The following is a 20,442-nucleotide window of genomic DNA, read 5'->3' on the forward strand; positions in this document are numbered from 1 at the left end:
GCTAACCAATAGAGGCTTTTATTATGCTCGCCGCCATGCGCAACACGGTCAGTGGTATTTTTGCCAAGACCCTTCTGTTCTTTCTAGTCGTTACCTTTGCTGTATGGGGGATTGGCGATATCGTACGCGGTGGCCCTACCGACGGCACATTGGTACGCGTTGGTGAAAGCGATATCACGGCACAGGAATTTGGCCGCGAGTTGCAAATGGTTCAACGCAATGCAGAGGGCTCGATCCCTCCCGAAGTGCTCAATTCACCTATGTTGCGCCAGCAAGTGCTTGAGCGCATGGTACAAACGCGCTTAATGCGCACAGCGAGCAGCGAGATGGGCTTAGCAATCGGCGATGCATTGCTTGCCAAGCACACGAAAGAAAACCCACTATTCCAGAACGTAGATGGCACATTCAATGCCGAAGCGTTCATGATGTACCTCAAGCAAAGCCAACAGAACGAGGCAATGTATCGTAAGCAATCAACTCAAGAACTGAGTGAAGGGCTTTATACTCGCAGCGCCGAGTTGGACCAGCTTCGCATGCCTGAAGCTTACGCGAATCTTCTGACACTTAACCGCATGCAGCGCCGTAGCGCCAAGCTGATTACCATCGCTGCAAATGATACCATCGCGCTGGATGATGCAGAACTCAAAGCGTATTACGAAACACAAAAAGACTCGCTTTACATGCAGCCCGAAACACGCAGCATTCAACTGGCGATCATTGATAAGGCCACCATTACCAAACTTACTAAAGGCGATGGCAATGCCTTTGAAGAACTCAGCTATACGGTGGATGATGCCGTTGCTGCGGGTTCATCACTCAAAGAAGCACTCGATTCAGCAAAACTCACAGCCACCATCAAGACACTCAACGTGAGTGCAGATGCAGGCAACTCTGAGTTGGAGCGTGAAGTAGTCGCTCAAGCATTTACACTGAATGACGGTGAAGCTTCGAGCCTGTTGAGCAGCAAAGAAGGTGAATATTTCATGGTGGGCGTGAATAACATTACTCCCGCTACGCCTAAAGCATTCGAAGCCGTTAAGCAGGACGTTATCACCCATTGCCGTGAAGATAAGGGTGCAGAACTCGCCAAAGAAAACGCCTTGGCGCTTAAAAAGAAACTGAATGGCGAAGCGTCACTCGATGCGCAAATCGCTGCTGCGCAAGCGGCAGGCGCAAGCGTGCGTGATACGGGGCTGCTCGCACGCCCAGATGTTTCAGCCAGCAAGGATATTCCCGAAGCACTGCATCATGGCATGTTCGATGCAGATAAAGGTGATGTAATCGGACCAGTCGCCCTCGATAAAGGTGGCTACGCGCTGGCCATTGTGTCGGACATCAACATCCCTAGCGATGCAAAAGCGGATGATAAAGCCATCGGCACGATGCGCGCGCAACTCAATAGCCAACTCTACCAGTATTGGATGCGCGATGTCATGCAACGCTACCCTGTTAGCCAAGTCGGCGCAATGCCCGAGCAACAGCAATAATGGCGATTCACCCAACACGTGATGAGTTTGTAGCAACGCATAAGGCGGGCAAGCGCCAAGTCGTCTGGACGAAACTCGTCAGCGATTTGGAGACCCCCGTTTCCGCCATGCTGAAATTACAGCACGAGAGCACACAGGCATTCTTGCTCGAATCCGTTGAAGGTGGTGAAACACGTGGGCGTTATTCTATCGTCGGTATCGACCCTGATTTGATGTGGCGCTGCATGGGCAACAAGCCCGAAGTGTCGCGCACACCACCATTTAATGATGATAGCTTCGAACCTGCGTGGGACGACAGCTTAAGCTCGCTGCGCCAGCTCATCCAGTCGCACCGTATGGAGCTGCCAGAGTTCCTGCCGCCCATGGCTGCAGGCGTGATTGGCTATATGGGCTATGACATGGTGAAGTTGATGGAGCGCCTGCCCGACTCCAAGCCCGACAATATCAATATTCCGGACGCATGCTTTATTCGCCCGCGCACGATGCTGATTTTTGACAGCGTGCACGGCGTGGTATTTATCGTCGCGCCGATTTGGGAAACCGATGGCGATGGCAGCGCTCACTATGAAGGCGCAAAAAAACGCATCGAAACCGTTGTGCGTTTATTGCAAGGGCCTATCGACCAGCGCAATTACTATAAAGACGTGCCCGATACCCAGCCAAACTTCAAAAGTAATCTGACGCTAGATGAGTATAAAGGCCTTGTCACCAAGGCGCAGGAATACATTAAAGCGGGTGATATTTTCCAAGTCGTGCTGTCGCAACGTTTCACGGCGGATTTTGATTTGCCGCCGATTGCTCTCTATCGCGCCCTGCGCCACCTCAACCCTTCGCCATTCCTGTTCTATTTGAATTTCGGCGGCTATGCATTAGTGGGCTCTTCGCCTGAAATTCTCGTGCGCCTACGCGATAATATCGTGACCATTCGCCCCATTGCAGGCACGCGCCCACGCGGCAAAGACAATGCGCAAGACAAAGCGCTCGCTGAGGAATTATTGGCTGATCCAAAAGAACTCGCCGAGCATCTCATGCTGCTCGACCTTGGTCGTAACGACGTAGGCCGCGTGGCAAAGCGCGGTGATGTGCGCGTGACCGAGCAAATGATCATCGAGCACTATTCGCATGTCATGCATATCGTGAGCAATGTCGAAGGCGAATTGGCCGACGGGTTGGATGCGCTGAATGCTCTCGCCGCAGGTTTCCCTGCAGGTACGGTTTCGGGCGCACCCAAAATCCGCGCGATGGAAGTGATCGATGAATTGGAGCCCGAGCGCCGCAGTTTCTATGCAGGTTGCGTGGGGTATTTCTCGGCGAATGGATCGATGGATACGTGCATCACACTGCGCACAGCGCTGGTAAAAGACGGTAAAGTCTATGCGCAAGCAGGTGGCGGCATTGTTGCCGATTCTGACCCGAAAGCCGAATATGAAGAGTCGATGAACAAGGCCAAAGCCGTGATGCGCGCTGCGGAACTGGCGAGGAAATTCGCATGAAAAATATTCTCCTCATCGATAACTATGACAGCTTTACCTATAATCTCGTGCATTATTTGAGTGAGCTGGGCGCGAATGTCGAAGTGGTGCGCAACGACGCGATGAGCGTGACCGACATCATTGGCAAAAAGCCTCACGGTATCGTGCTTTCGCCAGGCCCATGCACGCCGAATGAAGCGGGCGTGTGCTTAGACCTCATCAAACAAGCGGCGGGTAAGATTCCGCTATTCGGCGTGTGCCTTGGCCACCAAGCGATTGGGCAAGTATTCGGCGGCAAGGTGATTCGCGCACCGTATGTGATGCACGGCAAAACCAGCAAGATGCTGCACACCAACAAAGGCGTGTTCAAAGACATCCCCAATCCATTCATCGCCACGCGCTATCATTCCTTGATTGTGGAGCGTGATTCACTGCCCGCTGACTTGGAAATAACGGCCGAGACGGAAGATAAGCTGATTATGGGCTTACAGCACAAGACATTGCCGATTCATGGCGTGCAATTCCACCCTGAATCCATAGCTTCCGAGCATGGGCATAAACTGCTCAAGAACTTCCTCGACACGCTATGATTGACGCGCGCCAGTCGATGAAAACTACCATCGGCGCGATGCTCGACGGCACGATAGACGCCGCCGAAGCGACTGAGTTTCTGACTTCGCTTGAATTATCGCGCATCATGCCTGAGCAATTGGCTGGTGCAGTGGATGCAGTGATGGAACGCGCCAACCCCTTCCCCGCTTTTGCAGGTGCAGTCGATTGTTGTGGCACGGGTGGCGACGGCAAACATACGCTGAATGTTTCAACAGCGACTGCACTGGTCGTTGCGGCATGTGGCGTGAAAGTGGCAAAGCATGGTAACCGTGCTATTTCGTCCAGCAGTGGGTCGGCGGATGTGTTGGCGGCGCTTGGCGTGAATATCGAGGCTTCCACCAAAACGCTTGTGCGTTGCTTGAATGATGTTGGCATTGCGTTTTTGTTCGCACCGAATTTTCACCCGGGATTTGCGCGCGTGGCACCGTTGCGCAAGGCCATTGGCACACGCACGATTTTCAATTTACTGGGGCCACTATGTAACCCTGCGCATGTGAATCGCCAGCTTATTGGCGTGTTTGATAAGGCGTTGATTCCTACCTTTGCGGCAGCGTGCCAGTTACTTGGCCGCGAGAATGTTACCATTGTTCATGGTGAAGACGGGGTGGATGAATGCTCCATCAGCGCACCGACACTTACCAATACTCACACCATCACCCCGCTCGATGCAGGTTTGCAGTACCACGCGCCCGATGCATTGACGGGTGGCGACGCAGTGCATAACGCCTCTGCATTCACTGCGCTTCTCGAAGGTGCTGCGGGAGCTTATAGAGACGCGGTATTGCTCAATAGCGCGGCGCTGTTGATGGTAGCAGATATTGCGGATGATTTGAGAAGCGCCGCCAGCCTTGCTGCGGAAGCCATTGATTCTGGCCGCGCAATGGCGATACTGGAGCGACTGAAGAAGGTAAGCCATGAGTAAGCTGCAAGAAATTTGCGATGTAAAGCGCGAGCATGTTGCCAAGCATAAGGCCATTACGCCGCTAAGCGTTTTAGAAGATTTGGCCAAACAGCAATCGGCTACGCGCGGGTTTCATGCGGCGATTCAAAAGAAAATTGCTAATGGCAGCGTCGCCCTGATTGCGGAAATCAAAAAAGCGTCGCCCAGCAAAGGGGTGATTCGTGAAGATTTCAACCCACCTGAGCTGGCGAATTTCTATGAACTTGGTGGCGCGACCTGCCTTTCCGTACTTACGGATGAGCCGTATTTTCAAGGGCGTGACGAGTACCTCAAAGAAGCGCGTGAAGTGGTGAATCTTCCTGTATTGCGCAAAGATTTCATGATCGACCCGTACCAAATCACCGAATCACGCGCTCTAGGTGCGGATTGCATTTTGCTGATTATGGCCGCCCTTTCGGACGCGCAGGCGCAAGAATTGGAAGACGCGGCGATAAAGCTGAAAATGGACGTGCTGGTCGAAGTACATGACGAGGAAGAGCTGCACCGCGCGCTAAAGCTAAAGTCGAAGCTGCTGGGGGTCAATAACCGCTCACTCAAGACATTGCAGGTTGATATTGCGACATCACTCACGTTGCGCCCGTTGATTCCTGAGGGTTATACGCCCGTATGCGAAAGCGGCATTTTCACACGCGACGATATTGCCAAGATGCGCGCGGCGGACATTCATTGCTTCCTGATTGGCGAATCGCTGATGCGACAAGCTGATGTATTGGCTGCCACACACCACTTATTGGAGGGATAGATGCTAGGCCAACTCGCTGAATATCACACGGTGATCAATGGCCAGCCAATCTTATGGCTGGATATTGCCGCAGCCCTATTCTTTTTCTGTGCGTGGTTCGGATATTCCGATTACGCAGACAGGCAATATCACAGACGCACCAACCTCATGCGCACTATGGACGATATGCGTAAAAAGTGGATGCAGGAAATGCTGCTGCGTGAAAACCGCGTGATGGATGCAACGCTGATAGGCAATCTATTGCGCTCGATTGCATTCTTTGCATCGACCACCATTCTGATTCTGGTGGGTATTATTACCGTGCTTGGCACACATAATGAAGAAGGTCTGCAACTGATTCGAGCGATTCCTTTTACCGTGGGCTCTACAGCCTTCATGTGGGAGGCAAAGCTTCTCTTGCTTGGCATTATTTTCGTATATGCGTTTTTCAAACTCACATGGTCGCTGCGCCAATATAACTATACCTGTATTCTGGTAGGCGCGACACCGCACCCAAATCATATTCGTAATGAGCATAAGGAATATGCACTGCGCGTGGGTGATTTGATTGCCAATGCGGGCCGCCATTTCAACATGGGGCTGCGCGCCTATTATTTTGGCGTAGCAACCGTTGCGTGGTTCATTAATGGTGCATTCTTCATCGTGATGACAACGTTGGTGGTTTACGAGCTATTTCGTCGCGAGTTTCGCTCGCACGCGGTGGCAACCCTTGACGGGGTTGAGGGCATTTAACCCGCTAGTCACTCCATGGGCGATTGCCCTGCCAGTCGCGGCTGGTTTCGATGCGCAATTCATCGCCTAGCCAAATACCGATTGTGCCATTCATTTTATAGGTTTCGATAATGCGCGTGTCATTCAGGCACTTGGCACCGTACTTCATAAAAATGACGTCCGACGCGTTACAATCGTTGAGCAGCGCTAAATCGCTATAAGGCAGCGCAATACGCTCGAACGCTACGCAGCCAAGTTTGTCGCAACGCCAATCAGGTGCTAATTTCGGCGTATAGGGCAGTGTTTGGCCAGTAGCTGTTCCATTCGCCCATAATTCTGGCACGAGTGATTCTGCGCGCCCACGCACAAGGTGATAAGCGCCCTCGCTTCGTAGCGCGATCTGGTTAAGGCCGCTTGCAATCAGCATATCAGGCAAACGCACGGTACTAATACTGGCAATGCCAAGCACCATAACGATGATGCCCGTATAGCGCATGCGCGTGGAGAGTATGCAAAGCCACGCTAAGCCGAATGCAAAAAGTGCTGCACCCCAATTGGGAATCGCCTTAATGAATATTAGTGCATGCGGCAGCTCAGATACATTTGCAGCGACGCGTAGCATCGCTTCGATTCCCACCCACATGACATGCAGGGCGATGGATTCAAGCCCGATAGGTAGTAGCAAGAAATAAAGCGCCACCATTGGCATGATGATGATAGCGACTACTGGGCTTAATATAGTATTCGCCAGTACACCATACGGCGAGAGAGTATTGAATTGGTGAATCACCAATGGCGCAGTCGATGCTTCAGCCACGACACTTACCATCAGCAGCCAACCAAGATATTTAAGCGGTGTGCGCCACGTAGTTTGCTCCGCAAGGTCGCGTGAAAAGACAAAGGCGATAATCGCCATCGTTGCGGCGAAGCTGAGTTGGAAGCCAGGCTCCAACAAATCGGACGGGTCGATTATCAGCATGAGTACGGCCGCCAGAATCAACGAACGCATGGGCTGCACGTTGCGAGCTAGCATGACAGCGCCTAGCACGAACGCCATCATGATATAAGCACGCGTGGCAGAGAGCATCATACCCGTAATCAGTAGGTACGCAGTAAGTGCAATCAACGTGAAGGCTGCTGCGATTTGTTTGGCAATCGGGCGTTGACCGAATGTTGGGATTGCTAGAAACAGCAACCGAAGGCCAATAAATGCAATCCCTGAAATCACCACCATATGCGCGCCTGAAATGGCAATCACGTGCAAGAGGTTTGCGGCCCATAGCTGGTCGTGCACTTCTGGTGGAATCGCCGCATCCTCACCTGTAATCAACCCTGCCGCAATACCATTATGCGGTGATGGTAAGGTGTGCATGATATTTTGCGTCAGCGCATGGCGCCAGCGCGCCCACATGGCACTCCACCCCTCACCGTCAGTCGCATGCTTGGTAACGGTGATCGGGTTCAGCCCGTAGCCCACTGCACCAATGTCGCGGAAAAAGAAATAGCGGGCAAAGTCGAAGCTGTGCGGCATAGCGGGGCCCATGGGTGGCAACATGCCTGCATTCAGTTTCACACCGTCACCTATCATGAGTTCAGGCAACTCACCACGCATCGCAACACGAATACGGCGCGGGGTTTGTTCGGGATTAAATCCTGCAATCGTGACCTGCGATAAAGTGATCCGTATGCCTTTAGCGGTGGGCTCAATCTCATCAATCACCCCTGTTACGGGGCGCGGCGTAATCGCGCGCTCCAACATGCGATGTTCGATATGCGCTGTATAAAATGTCGCCCATGACAACCCGATCATCAGCAGTAAAAAGGCATAGCTTGCGCTTCGCAGGCGCTTGGTGAAAAACCAAGCGATGGCTGCTACTAACAAGAAATAAGGCGCATAGTCAGGCTCACTGGGCAGCGCGAAATAGAGCGCTATCCCCGCGATGAACCATAAAGGCGTGAGTAGCCCTCGCCCCTCATCGGCACGCCAATCCATAAGTATCTGGGCCAGTAACTCCTTGCGCGTAAGCATAGCTTTTGTTACCAGTCGCGGCCATGACAGTCATTACCAGATTTGCCCCCTCGCCTACTGGCTACCTCCATATTGGCGGTGCACGGACAGCGTTATTCAACTACTTGTTCGCCCGCCACCACGGCGGCCAGTTCAAGCTGCGCATTGAGGATACGGATGTTGCACGCTCGACCGATGCGGCAAAACAAGCACTCATCGAAGGGTTGGACTGGATGGGCGTGCGTTGGGACGGTGAGATTGTGTATCAGCTTGCACGCGCAGCGCGTCACCGCGAAGTGGCCGAAGAACTTGTGAAAAATGGCGCGGCCTATTATTGCTACACCACGCCTGAAGAACTGGCAGAGCAACGCGCCGCCGCCGAAGCCAAAGGCGAGATTTTCAAATATGACCGCAAGTGGAGAGACCGCACAGACAGCGTTGCAGGCGTAAAGCCAAGCGTTCGTATTAAAGCACCACTGACGGGTGAAGTAATTGTGAAGGATTTAGTGCAAGGTGATGTGACCTTCGGTGCCGATGTGCTCGATGATTTTGTGATTTTGCGTTCCGACGGCACGCCCACCTATATGCACGCCGTGGTCGTGGATGATCATGATATGGGCATCACCCACATTATACGTGGTGACGACCATTTGAATAACGCTGGCCGCCAGATGGTGATTTATCAAGCCATGGGTTGGGACGTTCCGGCATGGGCGCATATTCCACTCATTCATGGGCCAGACGGCGCGAAGCTTTCAAAACGTCACGGCGCAACAGCCATTGGTGATTATGCGGGCATGGGGTATTTGCCCGAGGCCATGCGCAATTACCTGCTGCGCTTGGGTTGGAGCCATGGTGACGACGAAATCATTTCCGACACGCAAGCTATCGAATGGTTCAATATTGAAGGCATTGGCCAGTCGCCATCGCGCCTTGATTTTGCGAAACTCAACCATGTGAATGCACATTATATGCGTGCGAAGTCTGGCGCTGAATTAGCGCAGCTTGTGGGCATGGAAGCGCAGTGGGCAGCAGCACTCGACAGCGTAAAATCCAAAGCCAGCACGCTAACTGAACTCAATGATGCTATGAAATTCTACCTCGAACGCCCAACGAGCTATGACGATAAGGCAAAAGCAACCCTTGAAAAAGGCAAAGCGAACTTACCCATGATGATTGGCGCGCTCGAAGCACTGGGAGACTGGAATGCCGCAGCTATCAAGGCTGCTATTACCGCCGTGGCTGAGGCAAATGGCAAGAAATTAGGCGAGGTTATGCCGCCTATGCGTGCTGCCATTGTTGGAGCCATGAGCGGCCCCGATATCCCTGATGCGATTGCCATTTTAGGTAAAACCGAAGCCTTAACACGCCTGAAAGCGGCGCTGTAGCTTGCATTTATTGTATTTTGAGCATACATAGCCCTCATGACCATCATGCCACTCGTTATCGAGCCTGACCCGCGCTTGCATATTCCTTCCGTGAATGTGCCAACGGTGGATGATGGCGTGCGCGCATTTGTCAAAGACATGTTCGAGACCATGTATGCAAATGACGGGCTTGGTTTGGCTGCGGTGCAAGTCGGCGTGCATAAAAAAATTATCGTGATTGATGTGGCGCAGCGCGAAGGTGGCAATGACCCGCGCGTGTTCATCAATGCCGAGATTGTGGCGAAGGATGAAACGCCGCGTAAATTTCTTGAAGGCTGTTTGTCGTTCCCTGATCAGTTCGCTGAAGTGGAGCGGCCTGATACAGTGCGCGTGCGTTACCTTGATGAGAAAGGCGTACAGCATGAAATCGATGCGGATGGGTTACTCGCCACCTGCTTGCAGCACGAGATCGACCACACGAATGGCATTGTTTTCACCGATCACCTGTCGAAACTAAAGCGCGAGATGATTGTGAAGAAACTCACCAAGCTCAAGAAGCTTGGCATGATTAGCGATATGCCTCATCCGAAAGAGGATAACGCTGCTTTATAGCGTGACAATTATTTTTCTCGGCGCTAACGTCTGGTCATGCGCTTCATTTTACCACTCTTGCTGATTGCATCTTCTGCCGTTGCACAAACGGCGGACCCTGCTGCCAATTTTCCGAAAGAGGCCATTACGAATGTTCAGCAACCTGGTGCGCCAAAAGTTCCGGATTCGCCACCGGCACCTGCGTCACCTGCCCAACCCGCTGCGCCTGACGCATGGCCTGCGAACACTGTTCCCGTATTCCTGATTTCATGTACGCAAGGTAATACCCAGCTTATCGCGCCATGCCGTTGCGTTATCACCAACCTCATGCAGTCAATGACGCATCGCGAATTCCTCGAAATTTCGGCGAAGAATGCGATTGAGAAAGACATTCGTTATACCAGCGCCCGCCAACAATGCGCGATGAAGTCGCAGGCGCAGAAGCAAAAATAATGACCGCACGTCGCGTAGTTTTTATGGGCACACCGCAGTTTGCAGTGCCGACATTGCAGTCGCTCATCGCGTCTGAACATCAGGTAGTTGCTGTTTATTCGCAGCCGCCGCGCCCTGCTGGTCGTGGGCAGAAGCTGACTAAGTCACCTATTCAGCAATTGGCAGAACAGCACGCTATACCCGTCTTTACACCTACGAGCTTAAAGTCAGCCGAAGAGCAATCAGCGTTTGCCGCGCATCATGCGGATGTTGCCGTGGTCGCCGCATATGGTTTGTTGTTACCGCAAGCGGTTTTGGATGCGCCTAAGCATGGCTGCATCAACATTCACCCCTCAGCATTACCACGTTGGCGTGGCGCCGCGCCGATTCAGCGCACCATCATGGCAGGCGATACTACCACTGACTGCTGTATCATGCAGATGGAAGCAGGGCTGGATACTGGCGCAGTACTCGCGCGCGAGGCATTTGCGATTCCCGATCATTTCAATGCAAGTGATTTGCATGACACTATGGCAAGCACGGGCGCACGCATGACTATCGATGTGTTGGCGAAGCTTTCATCGCTCACGCCAACCATACAATCTGGCGATGGCGTGACATACGCGCATAAAATTACCAAAGAAGATCAGAAAATCGATTGGTCAAAACCTGCACAGGAAATTCGTAACCAGATTCGTGGGCTATATCCATCACCTGTGGCAACGACAACCATCCATGGTGAAGTCGTGAAAATTTTTAGCGCTAAGGTTGAGCCATATAATGGTTCAGCTAAACCCACGGGCATCGTGCTCGATGATGCCTTACTGGTTCAATGTGGGGGCGGCTCAGCCCTTAGAATCCTTGAGTTACAGCGCCCCAATAAGATACGAATGGCGGCATCGGATGTCTTAAAATCCTTTATAGTTCAAAAAGATAACCAGTTAGGTTAACCTGCTTGCTGAAGCCCCCTATCCACACGCCCCGCAAAAGCGGTTGGAACTGCCTATTTTTTGTGCTACTTTCCCCATCTAATTATAAAAACACGTAATAACAGCTCGGTAAGGCAACAACATGTTAATGCAATGGCAAGTACCTATGAATGACGACGTCGTGATCTTGAAGCAGCTCGATGAGCTACGCGAACAGCACCGTAAACTTGATAGTGAAATTTCACAACTCGTGGGTACTGATAACGAGTTCCGTTTAGCGCAACTCAAGAAGCAGAAGCTTCGCATGCGCGATCAAATTTCCATGCTTGAAATGGAAATGTTCCCCGACCAACCCGCTTAGGCGTTTTTTCGTTTAATGAATTACGCCTGACTGCTCGACGAATTCACCCGTCACCACTTGGTTGCGGCCTTTTTGCTTAGCCTGACTCATGCGGTGATCGGCAAGCGAGAGTAGCATGCCTGCGTCTTGCTCTTGGGTTTCACGGCTGGTTGCCACGCCAATCGATAAGGTTAGCTGCACTGGCTGCGAACTATGGCGCGAGGTGAAATGATGGCTATTCACGGTGGTGCGAATACGCTCGGCCACCCAATAAGCGCCTTCGATACTTGTATCAGGCAGCACGATAGCGAATTCCTCGCCCGCTACGCGCGCGGCCATATCGGTTTCACGTAAACAGGAAAGAATAAGTTTCGTGACTTCCTGTAATACGAAATCGCCAAATGGTTCGGTATGCTGTTGATTGAGCGCGGCGAACTTATCAATATCGATCATCAATAACGCTGCGTCTTTACCGCTACGGCGTGTACGCTTCACTTCGTCTTCGAGTTTGGCGAAGAATTGCTTACGCAGTGGCAGACCAGTCAGCGCATCGCGACTAACAAGTTCGGTCACTGCTTCTTTGAGTTGTTCTTCGGCATAGATACGGTCGGTGATATCGCGCAGGCTTCCCACCGAGCCAAGTAGTTTGCCATTCTTATCGTGCCATGGATAGGAAATGTCCGACACCCATATTTTGCGGCCATCCTTAGTGCGCATCAGGTAGTCTGCTTGCCATTTTTGCACTTCACGATTTTTGCGCATCAGTTCCAAGCCAGCATAGCTTTCCACTTGCTTCACGCCGCCTTCAATAAGGCGTGTTTCGATAATGAGCGTGCGCACATTCATGCGCTTCAACTCATCTGGCGTATAACCAAGCAGCTTCGTAGCATTCGGGCTGACGTAGCTATAATGCATGGTTTCATAGTCGAGGCGATAGACGGTATCCGTTGAATAACTACTCAGAATTTCCAACTCATCTTTGAGCTGTTGAATCGTAACAATATGCTCGATCGCCTGCTTGCCTTTGCGCCAGCCGCGTTTCGCCTTGTTTTTCCAGAGTCGCTTGATTGCCGAGGTCTTTGTTATTTTTGCTGATTGAGCAGCCATACGGACCTCATATGTTATTATTGTTACCTATGAGTCTTAGCAGGTATTTATTAAGAATGCGTAAATGATAGTGCGCTGCAGCGATTTTAGCCTAAAAGCTTGGCATTCAAGCGCTTGCTGAAAGCTGCGATATCACTAACTGGCTCGCCTTCTGCAATGCGCGCCTGGTCTAGCAATAGCCATAAACTATCCTCGTCATGCCCGTCTGCCAGCTTCTGAATCAGTGGGTGGTTGGGGTTCACTTCAAGGATTTTAGGCATGCGTCTTGGCAATTGGTTATGCTCGGCCAAGAAGCGTTCCATGCGCATGTCCATATCGCCTTCACCTATCGCTAAACACACAGAGCTATCGGCCAAGCGTTGGGTGGTGCGCACATCACGCACTTCCTCGCCATATAATTTCTTCATTGCATCTATCAATGACTGTACGGATGGTGAATCTTGGTTAGCTTCTGCTTTGCTTTCAAAATCCTTGCCTGCACGTAACACTGATTTGAACGGAGTCTCACCGTATTTCAGGGTTACGTTCGTCCAGAAGTCATCGACATGGTCGGTGAGCAGCAGCACCTCGATGCCACGTTGCTTGAAGCCCTCGATTTGTGGGCTGTTTTGCAGGGCTTTCAGCGAATCACCCGTGATGTAGTAAATTGCCTCTTGGTCAGATTTCATGCGCGATTTGTACTCGGTCAGCGATGTCATGGCATCACCATGCGTGGAGTGGAACCTGCACGCATCGAGAATTTTATCGCGTGGCTCGGTAGCTTCGCACAAACCCTCTTTCAGTACGGGGCCAAAGTTGCTCCAGAACTTTGCGTATTCTTCGGGTTCTTTTTCTGCGCGCTTTTTCAGATCGGCAAGCACGCGTGAGGTAATGGATTCACGAATCTTAGTGAGCACCGCATTCTTTTGTAGCGTTTCACGACTGATGTTCAGTGGTAGGTCTGACGAGTCGATCACACCACGCAAAAAACGCATATAAGCTGGAACAAGGTCGACGCCTTCGTCGGTAATGAATACGCGCTTTACGTAAAGCTTCACGCGGCGCTTGCGCTCGGGGTGGAACAGATCAAACGGCTTCATGCCTGGGATGAACAGTAGGTTGGTGTACTCCACCTTTCCTTCTGCTTTATTGTGCAACACCATCCATGGCTTTTCTGGGCTATGGGCGATATGGCGATAAAATTCCTGATACTGCTCTTCCGTCACATCGCTTTTATTGCGCGTCCAAATCGCTGAGCCGTCATTGAGGGTTTGGGTCACCCCCTCCTCGTCTGTCAGGCTTATGGGGAAGGACACATGATCGGAATAGGTTTTAGTGATAAAGCTGAGCTTATGCTTATCGAGATATTCTTTTGCGTCGTCCTTCAGATACAGCGTAATAGTCGTACCGCGTGGACGCGATGCCGCAGGAGAAACCGTGTAGCTGCCTGCCCCTTCAGATTCCCACCACCACGCGTCTTCTTCACCTGCTTTGCGTGATTCCACGGTGACTTTCTCTGCCACCATGAAGGCAGAATAGAAACCCACACCAAATTGGCCGATGAGATTGGTGTCCTTGTTTTTTTCAATCTGCTCGAAGAACTCGCGCGTGCCAGATTTGGCGATGGTGCCGAGATGGGCCATCATGTCCTCGCGGTTCATGCCGATGCCGGTATCCTCAATGGTGATAGTCTTAGCTTTGGCATCAAAAGAAAGATGGATTTTCAGATCAGGATTATCCTTAAGAAGCGCATCATTTTGCGCGGCCTGATAACGTAACTTATCGCACGCATCAGAAGCGTTTGAGATAAGCTCACGCAGGAAGATATCGCGGTTGGTATACAGCGCATGGATCATCAAGTGCAGTACGCGCGCTATCTCAGCGTCGAACGTATGAAGCTCTGCGTGTGGTTCGGTGGTCTTTTTTGCTGCTTTTGCCATAGTCTTACTCCGTCTCTGCACGGTATATGGCGCGTTTTTCGACTATTTCAAGGCCTTGAAGCTCAGATAGGCATCCGCCAGAACGCAGGCCATCATCGCTTCACCAATCGGCACAGCACGGATGCCCACACATGGGTCATGGCGGCCTTTGGTCATGATGTCGGTATTCTTTCCGCCCTTAGTCACGGTTTCCACGGGTTGCAGAATCGAACTTGTTGGCTTTACCGCGAAGCGCACGACAATCGGTTGGCCGCTTGAAATACCACCCAAGATGCCACCTGCATGGTTGCTGAGGAATTCAACGTTCTTTCCCTTAGCGCGCATACGGTCGGCATTTTCTTCGCCGCGCAATTTAGCGGCTGCGAAACCATCACCAATCTCGACGGCTTTCACGGCGTTGATGCTCATCATCGCCTCGGCCAATTTTGCATCGAGCTTATTATAAATGGGGTCGCCCCAGCCTGCGGGCACGCCCTCGGCCACCACTTCAATCACCGCACCGAGTGAGGAACCGTCTTTACGCGCTTTATCGAGCGACGTTGCCCAGCGCGCTGCCGCCTTCGCATCGGGGCACCAGAAGGGATTTTTGCTGATTTCTTTGAGATTGATTTTGGAGCGGTCGATACCATCACCACCCATTTCAACCAAGTACCCCGTGATTTTCACGCCCTTGAGAATTTTACGCGCAATCGCACCTGCGGCAACGCGCATGGCCGTTTCGCGCGCGGAAGAACGCCCGCCGCCACGGTAATCACGAATGCCGTATTTCGCGTCATAGGTAAAATCAGCATGGGCGGGGCGGAACTTGTCTTTAATGTCGCCATAGTCTTTCGACTTTTGGTCTTGGTTATAAATAATCAGCGAAATCGGCGTGCCCGTGGTTTTACCTTCGAACGTACCGCTCAAGATTTTTACCTCGTCCGCTTCACGACGTTGCGTAGTGAATTTATTCTGACCGGGTTTGCGTTTATCCAAAAATGGTTGGATGTCTGCTTCGGTGAGTGAAATCAGCGATGGGCACCCATCCACCACGCAACCAATCGCCTCACCATGAGACTCGCCCCATGTGGTGAAACGAAACAGATTGCCGAATGAATTGGATGCCATAGCCTTCTGCTATACATGCCCGCTTTACGATATTCAATAGGATAGCTAGTGAAAGACGCCCGAAGCCTGCCCTTGCTGGCTTTCGATGAACTTATGACACATATCGATAATATCCACGAAGTATTCAGTATAACCACTTAAATCATGCCCCGTACGTCGTTCAATGCGCTGAACATCTTCCAACATTTTTTCTGCAGAGATAATAATACGCGGCAAATTTTCGGCAATACTGCGTGGGTTATCCAAATATAATTTACAGCCCAGCGCAAAACTTTGCGCGACATGCAATGTATTGTGGTTGATATCGGCCGCATCAATTACATCTTTTGGTATTTGCGGTGGGTAATCATGGGCTTCGCGTTCGAGATTGATGCGATATATTTTTTCGGCTGGGCCACCTAAAATCCAATCCTTGTCATCTGCTTTACTGCTGGTACTCACGCAATAGCCCAATTGATGTAGAGGAGTGAGATCATACGCCTCATTGATAGCGCCAAGCGTTTCATTCATATCACGTAGTTTTTTGCGAAGCTCAGTACGAAATTGTAGATCTGGATTTCCAAACGATTGGGTATCCTGCAAATCAACATCCGTGACTGAGGTTTTCTTTTTAACCATGGGGTTTCCTTGTATTGCCTACGAAAGCTAACAAGACTTGGTTAACACTAGGTTAATAACGAGAAAAACGCTACACCAACGCAATATCTGGTGCGTCGATAGCTTTCATGCCAACCACATGGTAGCCGCTATCAACATGCAGATTCTCGCCCGTTGTGCCTGCACCCAAGTCGGACAGCAGATAGAGGCCCGCACCGCCCACGTCTTCAATCGTGGTGTTGCGCTTGAGCGGTGAGTTAAGCTCATTCCATTTCAGGATGTAGCGGAAATCGCCAATACCCATAGCAGCCAAGGTTTTTACAGGGCCCGCAGAAATCGAATTGACGCGAATGTTATATTCACCCAGATCCACCGCCAGATATTTCACCGAGGTTTCAAGTGCGGCTTTGCATAAGCCCATCACGTTATAATGCGGCACCACGCGCTCAGCGCCCAGATAGGTAAGCGTGAGGAGTGAGCCACCATTTTTCATGAGTGGATAGGCGCGCTTGCAGACAGCCGTGAAGCTATAGACCGATACGTTCATCGAGTTGAGGAAGTTCGGCAAGCTGGTGTCTACGTATTTGCCTTTGAGCTCGTTCTTGTCGGAAAAGCCAATCGCATGCACCACAAAGTCCAGCGATCCCCAGTCCTTTTCCAAGGTGTTAAATGCTGCGTCGATACTTGCTGCATCCGTGACATCGCATGGCAGAATATGCTTGCTGCCAACGGATTCCGCCAATGGGCGAACGCGTTTTTCAAGTGCTTCACCTTGATAGGTGAAGGCGATCTCAGCGCCTTGGGCAGCGAGATATTGGGTAATGCCCCATGCTAGTGATTTGTCATTGGCGACGCCCATAATCAGGCCGCGCTTACCCTTCATGAGGGCACCTTGTGGAATCTGCACTTCTTTCTCGGTCATATTCTGTCTCTCGTGGTCATAAAAAAAGAACCCCCATCCGATACCACCTCTTTTTTGAAATGAGAAGTGCGGATGAGGGTTTTTTTCGTTATTTTTGAATCCCTCAGGCTATTGGGTCACTTTCCATGAGCCATCAGGCTGGCGGCAGGCCGTACCATAGGCTTGCTCAGTCTTGCCACCCACATTGATGGTCTGGTTGAATTCACGGCAATAGCTGCCTTCCGCCGTCTGGTAGTAGTTTGACGGGGTGAAGCTACCTGAATTACCCGACTCTGGGTTGTTCCATGGCAGTGTCTGACCAGCAGGTGCTGTCTCAAGCGCTTGCTGCTGTGTCTTGTTGTAGTAGCTCATGTCCGCACGGTCGAGCGATGCGCCAATTTCGTGACCTACACCTGCACCAAGCAGTGTACCGATTGCGATTGCTGCGGTACGACCGCTACCGCCACCGATTTTCGAACCAATCACTGCGCCTGCAACTGCGCCACCTACGGTGCCCACATCACTTTTCGTGATGCCACCACCACCCATTACGCCACCTTGGCGTGCATTTTCTGCATTCTGTGCGCCGCACGCTGTCAGCATGATTGCTACGGTACTTAACGCCACGATTTGTTTCATACGCATTCGTAAATCTCCTGTTGTAAATGCCACGCAGCTTCTACTCTGCATTCGTTATACGCGCAAGTATGTGTTACCCCTGCGCACGGGTCGAACGCCATACCACCACGACGAACATTAACCCCCCGATAATCGCCAATAATCCGCCTAAACCCATGACTCCCAGCGCGATTTTGACTTCAGGTGCGTAGGTCTGCCCTGCGGCTGCCGTTTTGCGCAACACACCGTATCCACCTGAATAGGCGAGGCCGCCAATGTGCATAACCTGCCCTACCCCATATAAAATAGGCTGCCAGAACGCACTACGCCAGCTCGTCACAGCGCGACAACCAAAACGTGGTAGCAATGCATAGGCATAGCCCATGAGCGCTAAGGTTACGCCGACGATTGCGCCATGATAATGCGCAGGAATGGTGACGTTCTGCCCTTGAATCATTAAGCCTAACAATCCACCCGCCGCAAATAGCGCCATCGACGTAATAAGCGCCGAGGCACAGGCACGATACTCACGCGTTGCACCCCAGTGGCGCACTAAACCCCAAAGCAGCGCTACGAACAGAATACTTGGAGCAACGCCGCCCCATTCGATCATGATATCGGTGAAGTGATTGATGAACGCCTGATCGTCGATAGTGTATTGGGTGAACGCGTAGAGCGGCACCATCGCCGCGCCGAGCGAAAGCAACCAAAGCACCATCAGCACCCACGCAGGCGCGACAGGACGTGCGATGACTTTCTTAGCAAGCGCTAGCCATGCCAACATCATCACCATTGTGTAAGCGAATTGCAGCGTATGGCCACCAGCCCAGAAGAGCAGCTCGAAGAAGTGCTGGTGGGTTTGGCCTGCGGGCATAGCTTCGCCGCTTAAGTAGAACATGCACAGCGCTACCAGCAGGATGATGGCAATGGTGACCCAGCCCATATCAACGGCAGTGTTGCCGTGCTTGGTGTGTGACGCAAATTCACGCCCCAGCGCGACAATAATTAGGTGTACGCTGACAAGCAAGATTGCGGCAGCAATCAACGCGAGGCCAAGGAAGAAGAATCCATTAAATAATACGGGAATATAATTGCTCTTGATGACTTCCCACTCACCCGTGAGGGGTGAGATTGTCATACAGAATGTGCCTATTGCCATGCACCACCAACTGGCGGGCGCAATCACGGGCAAGGGTTCGCGTTGGTAGGTTTGAATGAACATCGCCATACCCACGCACATGACAGCAAGGAACCATACTAGTACCGAGAGATCAACATGCACCACCAGTGCTACCGAGAAGAGGTCTTTGAAGGCAGCAAGCTGAGGCGTGCGCGCGATTACCAGAACGAGTGAGAACAAACCCGCAATAGCAAGTGCTGTAACACCAAGCATGAGCCATCGTTTCGGCCAGTGATACGGAGTGTTTTGCATAGATTCTCCTCTTGCGCGGCACCTTAGAGCGTTCTATGGGACAGTCAACATGCAACCACTCCCAATCCACCTCCCTTCTATTTCACGCTGGCTGATTGCTTGCATGGCCATGGTCGTGTTGATGGTTCTGATTGGTGGCGTAACGCGGCTTACCGAATCGGGTTTGTCGATTGTCGAATGGAAGCCCATCACGGGCATTCTTCCGCCGCTAAGCAAAGATGCATGGCAACGCGAATTCACCGAATACCAATCCAGCCCTGAATTCATTCACAAGAATGCACATTTCACGGTGGAAGATTTCAAAGGCATTTTCTGGCTAGAATATATTCACCGTGTCGCTGGGCGCATTACGGGTTTGGTGTTTCTGCTGCCGTGGATTTATTTTGCAACCAAACGCATGCTGCCCGCACCACTCTTAAAACGCATGGCAATTGCAGGGATTTTGGTGGCCGCACAAGGCACCGTTGGTTGGATTATGGTGGCAAGCGGCCTTGAAAACCAGCCACGCGTCGCGCCTATTAAACTTGGCATTCATCTCACACTCGCCTTTAGTATTTTTGCTTATGTCTATTGGACATGGCTGCAGATTCATGGTCAGCCTCGGCATTCCTCGCATCGTGGCGCGGCGATTGCGGCACGCGCACTGCTTTTTCTCACCGCTATCCAGATCTTCCTCGGTGCGTTAGTGGCGGGGCTTGATGCTGGTTTGATCTACAATACCTATCCTTTGATGGACGGTAAATTAGTGCCCAACGGCATTGCACTACTAGAGCCATGGTGGCTCAATCACCTTGAGCATGTGCCCATGGTACAGTTCCAACACCGCATGGCGGCAGTTGTATTAGTCATCGCTACATTTGCCTTCATGTATTACGCCTATCCGCGCATGCACATTATGGAGCGCGAGCGGCTCAAAAACTTAATGTGGGTGCTGTTATTACAGTTCGCTTTAGGCATTTATACGCTTATTTCTGTGGTGAATATCTGGCTTGCCAGCCTCCACCAACTCAATGCACTGTTGCTGATTGCCGTATTGGTGCGCATTATCTATGCGCTGCCACTGAAAAAATAACGCTTTATTCTTGCTCGTAAGGGCGACTTGACTTAGG

General features: G+C 51.6%; 20 protein-coding genes. 12 read left to right on the forward strand and 8 right to left on the reverse strand.

The window, feature by feature from the left end:
- The first annotated feature begins 23 nt into the window (after positions 1-23).
- From J0M34_03720 to J0M34_03745, 6 genes are read left to right on the forward strand one after another with little or no spacing between them, the layout of a single operon-like run.
- A complete protein-coding gene (locus J0M34_03720; protein ID MBN8543354.1) occupies positions 24-1,487 on the forward strand; it encodes a SurA N-terminal domain-containing protein in 1,464 nt (487 codons plus the stop codon).
- Positions 1,487-2,980: an anthranilate synthase component I gene (gene trpE / locus J0M34_03725; protein MBN8543355.1), complete on the forward strand. Its 1,494-nt coding sequence runs from the start codon at positions 1,487-1,489 to the stop codon at positions 2,978-2,980. The genes J0M34_03720 and trpE overlap by 1 nt, the downstream gene beginning before the upstream one ends.
- Positions 2,977-3,549 (forward strand): aminodeoxychorismate/anthranilate synthase component II, encoded by a 573-nt coding sequence (locus J0M34_03730; GenBank protein MBN8543356.1) that lies wholly within the window; start codon positions 2,977-2,979, stop codon positions 3,547-3,549. The genes trpE and J0M34_03730 overlap by 4 nt, the downstream gene beginning before the upstream one ends.
- Positions 3,546-4,493 carry an anthranilate phosphoribosyltransferase gene (gene trpD / locus J0M34_03735; GenBank protein MBN8543357.1) on the forward strand — a complete coding sequence of 316 codons (948 nt, stop codon included), beginning with the start codon at positions 3,546-3,548 and terminating at the stop codon, positions 4,491-4,493. Before J0M34_03730 ends, trpD begins: the two co-directional genes overlap by 4 nt.
- The gene (gene trpC / locus J0M34_03740) at positions 4,486-5,274 is read left to right on the forward strand and encodes an indole-3-glycerol phosphate synthase TrpC (protein MBN8543358.1); all 789 of its coding nucleotides are present in this window, start codon (positions 4,486-4,488) and stop codon (positions 5,272-5,274) included. The genes trpD and trpC overlap by 8 nt, the downstream gene beginning before the upstream one ends.
- A complete protein-coding gene (locus tag J0M34_03745) occupies positions 5,275-6,006 on the forward strand; it encodes a DUF599 domain-containing protein (GenBank protein MBN8543359.1) in 732 nt (243 codons plus the stop codon).
- 4 nt (positions 6,007-6,010) lie between these two features.
- Here the strand turns inward: J0M34_03745 and J0M34_03750 are convergent, their stop codons facing one another.
- On the reverse strand, positions 6,011-8,014 hold the full coding sequence (locus J0M34_03750; GenBank protein ID MBN8543360.1) for a ComEC family competence protein: 2,004 nt from the start codon (positions 8,012-8,014) through the stop codon (positions 6,011-6,013).
- Between the two features lie 23 nt (positions 8,015-8,037).
- On the opposite strand from J0M34_03750, the gene J0M34_03755 reads away from it, so the two are divergent.
- From J0M34_03755 to J0M34_03775, 5 genes are all read left to right on the forward strand, one after another.
- Entirely contained in the window at positions 8,038-9,381 is a 1,344-nt protein-coding gene (locus tag J0M34_03755) for a glutamate--tRNA ligase (GenBank protein MBN8543361.1), read from the forward strand.
- A gap of 36 nt (positions 9,382-9,417) precedes the next feature.
- A complete protein-coding gene (locus J0M34_03760; GenBank protein MBN8543362.1) occupies positions 9,418-9,972 on the forward strand; it encodes a peptide deformylase in 555 nt (184 codons plus the stop codon).
- A 36-nt stretch (positions 9,973-10,008) separates the two neighbouring features.
- A complete protein-coding gene (locus tag J0M34_03765; protein MBN8543363.1) occupies positions 10,009-10,404 on the forward strand; it encodes a hypothetical protein in 396 nt (131 codons plus the stop codon).
- The gene (locus tag J0M34_03770) at positions 10,404-11,333 is read left to right on the forward strand and encodes a methionyl-tRNA formyltransferase (GenBank protein MBN8543364.1); all 930 of its coding nucleotides are present in this window, start codon (positions 10,404-10,406) and stop codon (positions 11,331-11,333) included. Before J0M34_03765 ends, J0M34_03770 begins: the two co-directional genes overlap by 1 nt.
- Positions 11,334-11,478: 145 nt before the next feature.
- On the forward strand, positions 11,479-11,673 hold the full coding sequence (locus J0M34_03775) for a YdcH family protein (protein ID MBN8543365.1): 195 nt from the start codon (positions 11,479-11,481) through the stop codon (positions 11,671-11,673).
- A 12-nt stretch (positions 11,674-11,685) separates the two neighbouring features.
- On the opposite strand, the gene J0M34_03780 is transcribed toward J0M34_03775, so the two are convergent.
- The 7 genes from J0M34_03780 to J0M34_03810 all read right to left on the reverse strand — a co-directional run bounded on the left by J0M34_03780 (position 11,686) and on the right by J0M34_03810 (position 19,333).
- Entirely contained in the window at positions 11,686-12,759 is a 1,074-nt protein-coding gene (locus tag J0M34_03780) for a GGDEF domain-containing protein (protein MBN8543366.1), read from the reverse strand.
- A gap of 86 nt (positions 12,760-12,845) precedes the next feature.
- A complete protein-coding gene (gene htpG / locus J0M34_03785) occupies positions 12,846-14,678 on the reverse strand; it encodes a molecular chaperone HtpG (protein ID MBN8543367.1) in 1,833 nt (610 codons plus the stop codon).
- Between the two features lie 42 nt (positions 14,679-14,720).
- Positions 14,721-15,785, reverse strand: coding sequence for a chorismate synthase (gene aroC / locus J0M34_03790; GenBank protein MBN8543368.1), 1,065 nt, complete (start codon positions 15,783-15,785; stop codon positions 14,721-14,723).
- Positions 15,786-15,830: 45 nt separating this feature from the next.
- Positions 15,831-16,403, reverse strand: a complete 573-nt coding sequence (locus tag J0M34_03795) for a hypothetical protein (GenBank protein ID MBN8543369.1) — start codon at positions 16,401-16,403, stop codon at positions 15,831-15,833.
- Positions 16,404-16,473: 70 nt separating this feature from the next.
- On the reverse strand, positions 16,474-17,265 hold the full coding sequence (fabI, locus tag J0M34_03800) for an enoyl-ACP reductase FabI (GenBank protein ID MBN8543370.1): 792 nt from the start codon (positions 17,263-17,265) through the stop codon (positions 16,474-16,476).
- A 147-nt stretch (positions 17,266-17,412) separates the two neighbouring features.
- Entirely contained in the window at positions 17,413-17,928 is a 516-nt protein-coding gene (locus tag J0M34_03805; protein ID MBN8543371.1) for a glycine zipper 2TM domain-containing protein, read from the reverse strand.
- A 67-nt stretch (positions 17,929-17,995) separates the two neighbouring features.
- Complete coding sequence (locus tag J0M34_03810) at positions 17,996-19,333, reverse strand: cbb3-type cytochrome c oxidase subunit I (protein MBN8543372.1); 1,338 nt, start codon at positions 19,331-19,333, stop codon at positions 17,996-17,998.
- A 49-nt stretch (positions 19,334-19,382) separates the two neighbouring features.
- Here J0M34_03810 and J0M34_03815 point away from each other — a divergent pair, with 49 nt between their 5' ends.
- Positions 19,383-20,405 (forward strand): COX15/CtaA family protein, encoded by a 1,023-nt coding sequence (locus J0M34_03815; protein ID MBN8543373.1) that lies wholly within the window; start codon positions 19,383-19,385, stop codon positions 20,403-20,405.
- Positions 20,406-20,442 lie beyond the last annotated feature (37 nt).

Source organism: Alphaproteobacteria bacterium, assembly GCA_017302575.1.
In the GTDB taxonomy this organism is placed as follows: domain Bacteria; phylum Pseudomonadota; class Alphaproteobacteria; order Rickettsiales; family UBA3002; genus JAFLDD01.